The 6,886-nt window shown below is 35.8% G+C and carries 8 protein-coding genes and 1 other annotated feature; of the genes, 7 read left to right on the top strand and 1 reads right to left on the bottom strand.

Annotated features, from left to right (window positions below):
- Both RTL21_RS19350 and RTL21_RS19345 read left to right on the top strand, forming a co-directional pair.
- A partial coding sequence (locus tag RTL21_RS19350) for a hypothetical protein (protein ID WP_312098274.1) occupies nucleotides 1-184 on the top strand: 184 nt, incomplete at its 5' end.
- 42 nt (nucleotides 185-226) lie between these two features.
- Entirely contained in the window at nucleotides 227-640 is a 414-nt protein-coding gene (locus tag RTL21_RS19345; protein ID WP_312098272.1) for a hypothetical protein, read from the top strand.
- A gap of 70 nt (nucleotides 641-710) precedes the next feature.
- On the opposite strand, the gene RTL21_RS19340 is transcribed toward RTL21_RS19345, so the two are convergent.
- A complete protein-coding gene (locus RTL21_RS19340; protein ID WP_312098271.1) occupies nucleotides 711-1,004 on the bottom strand; it encodes a hypothetical protein in 294 nt (97 codons plus the stop codon).
- Nucleotides 1,005-1,126: 122 nt separating this feature from the next.
- Nucleotides 1,127-1,341, top strand: a binding site (T-box leader).
- 50 nt (nucleotides 1,342-1,391) lie between these two features.
- On the opposite strand from RTL21_RS19340, the gene argS reads away from it, so the two are divergent.
- From argS to RTL21_RS19315, 5 genes are all read left to right on the top strand, one after another.
- Nucleotides 1,392-3,068 (top strand): arginine--tRNA ligase, encoded by a 1,677-nt coding sequence (argS, locus tag RTL21_RS19335; RefSeq protein WP_312098270.1) that lies wholly within the window; start codon nucleotides 1,392-1,394, stop codon nucleotides 3,066-3,068.
- A gap of 208 nt (nucleotides 3,069-3,276) precedes the next feature.
- Nucleotides 3,277-3,945 carry a YcnI family copper-binding membrane protein gene (locus RTL21_RS19330; RefSeq protein ID WP_312098269.1) on the top strand — a complete coding sequence of 223 codons (669 nt, stop codon included), beginning with the start codon at nucleotides 3,277-3,279 and terminating at the stop codon, nucleotides 3,943-3,945.
- Nucleotides 3,946-4,313: 368 nt separating this feature from the next.
- Complete coding sequence (gene pdxR / locus RTL21_RS19325; protein WP_312098267.1) at nucleotides 4,314-5,750, top strand: MocR-like pyridoxine biosynthesis transcription factor PdxR; 1,437 nt, start codon at nucleotides 4,314-4,316, stop codon at nucleotides 5,748-5,750.
- 218 nt (nucleotides 5,751-5,968) lie between these two features.
- Nucleotides 5,969-6,400, top strand: coding sequence for a YfmQ family protein (locus RTL21_RS19320; protein ID WP_312098266.1), 432 nt, complete (start codon nucleotides 5,969-5,971; stop codon nucleotides 6,398-6,400).
- Nucleotides 6,401-6,623: 223 nt separating this feature from the next.
- On the top strand, nucleotides 6,624-6,886 hold a 263-nt coding region (locus tag RTL21_RS19315), incomplete at its 3' end, for an antibiotic biosynthesis monooxygenase family protein (protein WP_312098264.1).

Below are 6,886 nucleotides of genomic sequence, written 5' to 3'. Positions count from 1 at the left end.
GAACCCCATTTTTCATCAGGAAGCAAGAAAAAGAGGTGTTCATAAGCGAGATGAAAACCACTTTTCATGGAAAACAAGAAAAAATAGCGTTCATAAGCAAGACGAACCCCATTCTTCAGACAAACAAAGAAAAAGTCTTCATTTCTCTCTATCTATCAAAAATCTTAAGAAAAAATTAAGTTGACTCTAGCATAATGAAGCTACATTACAGATAGGAGAGATGAAAGTGAAGAAAATACAAAATTGGATATGTATCCTTGCGATGTTATTTTTATTGGTTCAATCTACAATAGGAGTTGTAACATATATAAATAGAGAGGATCCTTCCGAAAGAATGGGTATGATGATGGGACAACCTCCAACTGACGCTACTGACTCTACAAACACAAACACAAACTCAAATACAGATACAAATACAAATAGCAATACAACAGAAAATAATAGTTTTTCAGCAGATGGCCAAAATGGCATGGCACCATTTAATGGAATGGAAGGAAGAGGCGGCGCTCCAACGGGCAACAATGAAAGCACAGCAAGTTTCGTAGGCTATATTGCGGGAATTGTTCTTTCCCTTGGTGGATTAGTTGTAACCTTCTTAAGTTGGAGAAAAAATAAAAAAATTAACGTCGTAGAAGAATAATAGCAAGGAATGGCAACAACCAGACTCCTAAAAATAATAAAGGGAATCTAGTTGTTGCTATTTTTATTTTTCAATAAAATGGGTAATTTCCATAAGTAGAATAAGCCGGATTATAGCCATATGGTTGAGCGTAAGATGGGAAAGTATGACCATAATTCCAATGCTGTTGGTGCGTTGTTGGAACATGATGGAAAGGAGTTATAATCAGTGGGTTACCAGCAGTAAAGCCAGCTGTTGGCGTAACTGCACCAAGAGGAATAGCTCCGACTCCAACTGCTCCATGACCGACACCGGCAAAACCACCAACTCCAACAGGACCAACAGCACCTATATGTCCTCCGTAAGCTCTATTTGTAGAATGCATTATTTTTTCACCTCCATCAATACTATATGTAGATGGAAAAGAATGGCGCTTGCCTATTTTTTCATCAAACGAAAAAAGTATTGGATTCTTCCGACAAGTGTGTGTATAATAAGAAAAAATATGGAAAATCGTAGAAAAAGAGAGTAGCTAATTGTAAAGCGATAGCGAGTTAGGGATGGTGGAAGCCTAATGGTTGAGCAAATAGTGAAGCGCACTTTGGAGATATCGTTCTGAATAAAAGTAGGAATGATCGGTTACAGGCCGTTAACTGATTTAAGTGGTTATGTATATAACAATTAGAGTGGTACCGCGGGAATTTTGAGCTCTCGCCTCTTCGTTTCGAAGAGGTGGGAGCTTTTTTATTTTCTATTGAAAAGGAGAATATAGATGAACATTAAACAGGAAATCACTATCTTATTAGAAACATCGTTGGATTTACCGAAAGAAACGATTGAACAATTGTTAGAAAATCCGAAATTTGCTCATTTAGGAGATTTGGCTTTTCCGTGCTTTACCCTTGCAAAAACAATGCAGAAAGCACCACAGCTTATTGCAGAGGACCTTGGTAAAAAGATAGACTCTCCGCTAATTGACCATGTAGAAGTAGTAGGCGGCTATGTCAATATTTTCTTAAATAAGAAATTGGTTGCCTCTAAAGTAATTCAAGAAATTCTCGAACAGAAAGAGCATTATGGAGATTTTCCACAGGATAAAGGAGTAATGACGATTGATTTGTCCTCTCCTAATATTGCCAAGCCGTTTTCAATGGGGCATTTACGTTCCACGGTTATCGGAAATGCAATCGGCCATATTGCTGAAAAAAATGGCTATACACCAATACGTATTAATCATCTTGGTGATTGGGGCACACAGTTTGGTAAATTAATTGTGGCCTATAAACGATGGGGAAAGGAAGAGGAAGTTAAAAAAAATCCCATTAAAGAATTACTAAAGCTATATGTCCTGTTCCATGAAAAAGCAGAAGAAGATCCCTCCCTGAATGAGGAAGGAAGAAAATGGTTTAACTATTTGGAACAGGGGAATGAAGAAGCTACTAAACTTTGGAAATGGTTTCGAACGGAATCTTTAGAAGAGTTTAATAAAATTTACCAACTTCTAGGAATTTCATTTGATTCAAATGATGGCGAAGCGTTTTTCAACGACAAGATGGAAGCAGTTGTCGACATATTAAAGGAAAAACAGCTTTTAGTAGAATCAGAAGGCGCGCAAGTAGTGGAGCTTGAAGGCTTTCCACCATGCTTAATAAAAAAAAGCGACGGGGCAACCCTATATGCTACACGGGATTTAGCCGCTGCGATTTATCGTCAGGAAAACTATCATTTTGCCGAAAGTTTATATGTTGTAGGAAATGAACAAACCCTCCATTTTAAGCAGTTATTCCAAGTGTTAGAGAAAATGGGCTATGATTGGGCAAAAGGAATGGCTCATATTCCATTTGGAATGATGCTCAAAGACGGCAAGAAGATGTCAACGAGAAAAGGAAAAATTGTACTCTTGGAAAAAGTCCTTGAAGCAGCAATTGAATTGGCAGAGAAAAATATCGAAGAAAAAAATCCTTCTCTTGAAAGTAAAGAAGAAGTAGCAAAGCAAGTAGGAACAGGAGCGATTATTTTTCACGATTTAAAGCATTATCGTTTAACCGATATAGAATTTTCCATAGAAGATATGCTTAAGTTTGAAGGAGAAACAGGACCTTATATCCAATATACTCATGCTAGAGCTTGTTCCTTATTAAAGAAAGGACAGTTTACTAATCCAGCTAACATTGATGCATTACAGTGGGATCATGTAAGTTTTCCAATTGTGAAGATATTAATGGATTTCCCAACTAGTGTGGAAAAAGCGATTATGAATTATGATCCTTCCGAAATCGCAAAGTATGTTATAGACTTAGCGAAAGTATTTAATAAATATTACGCATATATTCAAATTTTAGAAGAGAATGATGAGAAACAAGCGAGACTTTCATTGGTGTATGCTGTTACACTTGTTTTAAAAGAAGGATTAAGATTGCTAGGCATTTCCGCTCCTGAGGCAATGTAGCAGATTAAAGAGGAATCATTTTGGCTAAAATAGGACATAGCTTGTTAAAAATACATTTGTCATAAAACGTTCACAGAATAGACACAAACAATGCTGTTTTTTCTTTGAATGAAGTTCTTTGATTTGTTATGATGAAGGAGGTTAACACATAAGTGATAGTGTTAACCTCTCTTTATGGAATCAGTAAAAAGGTAAAGGAGACGTAAAAATGATACATAACAAGAAATTATTATCTGTACTAGTTGCATTTGCAGCTGTCTTTTTCATTGCATTACCAGTTAGTGCCCATGTGACAGTAAATCCAACTCAATCGACTACAGAAGCTTGGGAAACATATGAAGTAAGAATTCCAGTTGAAAAAGATATTGCCACAACAAAGGTGACAATTAAAATACCAGAAAATGTAGAGTACAAAATGTATGAGCCAGTCGATGGTTGGAAGATAACTACAACAACTGATGATAATGATAAAGTTGTAACTGTAACTTGGGAAGCAGAATCGGAAGAAACAGCAATTAAAGCTGGCGAATATCGCGATTTTACCTTCAGAGCACAAAATCCGAAAGAGGCTGGCGATATTGTGTGGGATGCATACCAATACTATGCAGATGGCAGTATTGTAGAGTGGACAGGGGACAGTGATGCGGAACTACCTCATTCTATTACAAGTATTGCAAAAACAGATGTATCTGTGGATAGTCATGGACATAGCCACGGAACGGATGAAGCAACAGATGACACAACAGATGATCATCATGCTACCGACGAAGATACCGAGCATTCACATGAAGGTACAAACGTAAATACAATTCTATCAATTATCGCGATTGTTTTATCGGTTATTGCGATTGTATTGACTTTTATTAGAAAAAAATAATACATTTACAAAAGTTCATTGCTTAAGAAATGATTATCATTTCTAGGGAATGAGCTTTTTCTTTTAGGATGTTTTCGTAAAGTTTGTTGCTATAACTGTAGAATGGTTACCCTTTACAGGGGGGACAACTTTGAATTTTGCCTGGCGAGGTCTTACCTGTCTTGCTAATTCTACTGGAGTATAGGTATTCAGGCTGCACAGTAATTCTAAATAATTTATTTTTCCTATTGAAAAAACAACAATCTTTTAGAACATAGCTTTTATCAAATTCCGAAGACTGTTTAATAGAATGAGATTAAGCTATAATTTTAAACATAAAAAGCTTTCCTCTCCTTGGAGGAAAATTTAGGTAAAGAAGAGTGGAAACAATGGAGTGGAAACCTGATCGACAAATAAAAAAAGCAATCTATAAGCAATTAGCGGAGTTTATTGAAAATGGAATCGCAGATGGAACCTTTCCTTTAGACAAGCCACTGCCATCTGAAAGAAATTTAGCAAAGTTGCTAGAGTTAAATAGAAGTACAGTTGTTGCGGCATATGATGAGTTAGAGTCAAATGGATTAATTGAAAGAAGACGCGGTAGCGGAACAACAATCAGCAAGGATATATGGGGAATAACCAAAAAGCGTGTGCCTAGCTGGAATCGCTATATTGAAGCTGGATCTTTTCTGCCTAATGTACCTGTTATGCAACGGATACGAAAAGAGATGGTGGAACATCGTTTGATCAATTTAGCTAGTGGGGAGCTTTCAGAGGATCTTTTTCCTTTAAAATCGCTACGAGAAATCACTTCTGACCGATCCTATATTGGATCATTAGGATATGATCATCCCCAAGGAAGCGAGGTGCTAAGAAAGACCATCGTAAATCATATGAAGCAATATCGGGATTTGTATACCAACCCATCTTCAATATTAATTACGTCTGGAGCCCAACAAGCTTTACATTTGGTCATTCAATGTTTGCTTAAACCAGGGGATGCGGTAGCGATTGAGGATCCTTCTTATCATTATAGTCTTCCATTATTTGAATCAGCAGGAGTTAAAGCCTATTTTTTGACAGCAGACGAAAACGGCATAATAGCAGAAGATATAATCTCGTTACATAGAAAACACCGGATTAGAATGATATTTCTAAACCCAGCCTTTCAAAATCCGACTGGCGTATCCCTTAGCCAAAAAAGGAGGAGGGAGATTTTAGAGATTTCTTCCCAATATGGCATTCCAGTTGTAGAGGACGATCCATATAGTTTAACCTCTTTTACCGGAAAACCTGTGTTTCCGCTGAAATCGATGGATCAAAATGGCAATGTTTTATATATTAGCTCTCTCACTAAAATTGTTGCTTCTGGTCTGCGAATTGGCTGGATAATTGGACCCAAACCAGTAATAGAAAGATTATCCGACGCTAAGCAGCAGATTGATTTCGGACATTCGAGTTACTCCCAATGGGTAGCAAACGATTTCTTAGAATCACCTTCCTTTGCATCTCATTTAATTAATTTAGTTAAACAACTTGAAAGTAGAAGAAATCAAATTATCGAGAGCTTAGATACTTATTTACATGGTGAAGTTGAATTTTTCATTCCAAATGGCGGGATTCATTTATGGTGTAAAATAAAGAAAGAAGTAGACGAAAGCCGTTTATTGGAGGAGTCTTTAAAAAAAGGGGTTATATATGCACCAGGTTCTACTATGGGTTCAAAACCGAACTATGTTCGTTTTACTTATGCGAAAGAAAAAGAAAGTAATATCGATGAAGGCATAAAACGATTCGCAGAAGCACTAAAGTCTTGTCTTAGGTGAAGATAGGAAAAACTATGCGAGCTAGCTTGCATAGTTTTTTTGCGTTTTAATCAAGGGTGTTTACTTATTGCAATAATCATTACGAAAACTTCCTTAATCAAGATGAATAAAATTGGATGGTCAATATAACACTGAATTGGATGGTTTAAGTTCCTGAAATATTTAGTACTATTAGTAATGTAAAAATATGAATTTATTAATTAATGGAGTGAATTTTAATGACATGGATTTCTATCATAGCATTAACCTTATTTTGTATAATAAAAGTATTAATGACGTGTTTGCCTACTGGAGTGGTAGATTGGCTATTGGATAAATATAGGCTGCATTTGAGACTTAATGAATTGGAAACGGAAATTATCTACAACGAAATGAAAGTAGATGGGGAGAATAAAAACGCTATTATAAAAATATTTAACGAAGCTATCGTAAGAGAAAAATATAGTCTTTATCCAGGAAGTGAAGAAACGTACCTTAGCTCAAAAAATGCGGAGTATTCTCTTGTTATTAACACGAAAAAAGGCAATAAGGATATAAAATTGTTCTTAAATAGTTATCAAGATCATGTAGACATTGTAAAAAGGTACAAAAATAAAATAGTTGCATATAGCACCTATCCTCTTCATTTAGATGTATTAAATAAAAAATAAATAAATTGGTTCTGTTTATAGATTAATAATAAGTAATAGGTGAATTTTGCTACCAGTTTGGTAGTTTTTTTTATGGATGAATGGTGGCTCAAGGAATTAACAAGGAAATTGGCAAAATATGTAGAATTGTTTAACTAACAATAATTTTTGAGGGGTGCATCTACTGAATGTACTAATCATAGTGATTTTGTTAATTAAATTTAGAGAAAAGAGGGAGCATTATATGATACTAGAAGCTGTAATGTTACAAGTTAAGGAAGGAATGGAGGCAGAATATGAATCGGCATTTCGTAAGGCATCAGAAATTATTTCTTCTATGAATGGCTACATCTCACACGAATTACAGCGTTGCATGGAAGGAAAGGGGAAATATTTATTGCTTGTTCAATGGGAAACATTAGAAGACCACACAGTTGGCTTCAGACAATCGAATGAATACCAGGAGTGGAAAAAGCAGCTGCATCAATTTTATGACCCATACCCAAC

The organism is Niallia sp. (assembly GCF_031978665.1).
Lineage (GTDB): Bacteria > Bacillota > Bacilli > Bacillales > Cytobacillaceae > Niallia.
This window is presented reverse-complemented; position numbering and strand designations above follow the sequence as displayed.

Coding starts and splice junctions, on each gene's coding strand:
- RTL21_RS19340 (WP_312098271.1), bottom strand. CDS start 1,004: ATGCATTCTACAAATAGAGCTTACGGAGGACATATAGGTGCTGTTGGT.
- argS (WP_312098270.1), top strand. CDS start 1,392: ATGAACATTAAACAGGAAATCACTATCTTATTAGAAACATCGTTGGAT.
- RTL21_RS19330 (WP_312098269.1), top strand. CDS start 3,277: ATGATACATAACAAGAAATTATTATCTGTACTAGTTGCATTTGCAGCT.
- pdxR (WP_312098267.1), top strand. CDS start 4,314: ATGGAGTGGAAACCTGATCGACAAATAAAAAAAGCAATCTATAAGCAA.
- RTL21_RS19320 (WP_312098266.1), top strand. CDS start 5,969: ATGACATGGATTTCTATCATAGCATTAACCTTATTTTGTATAATAAAA.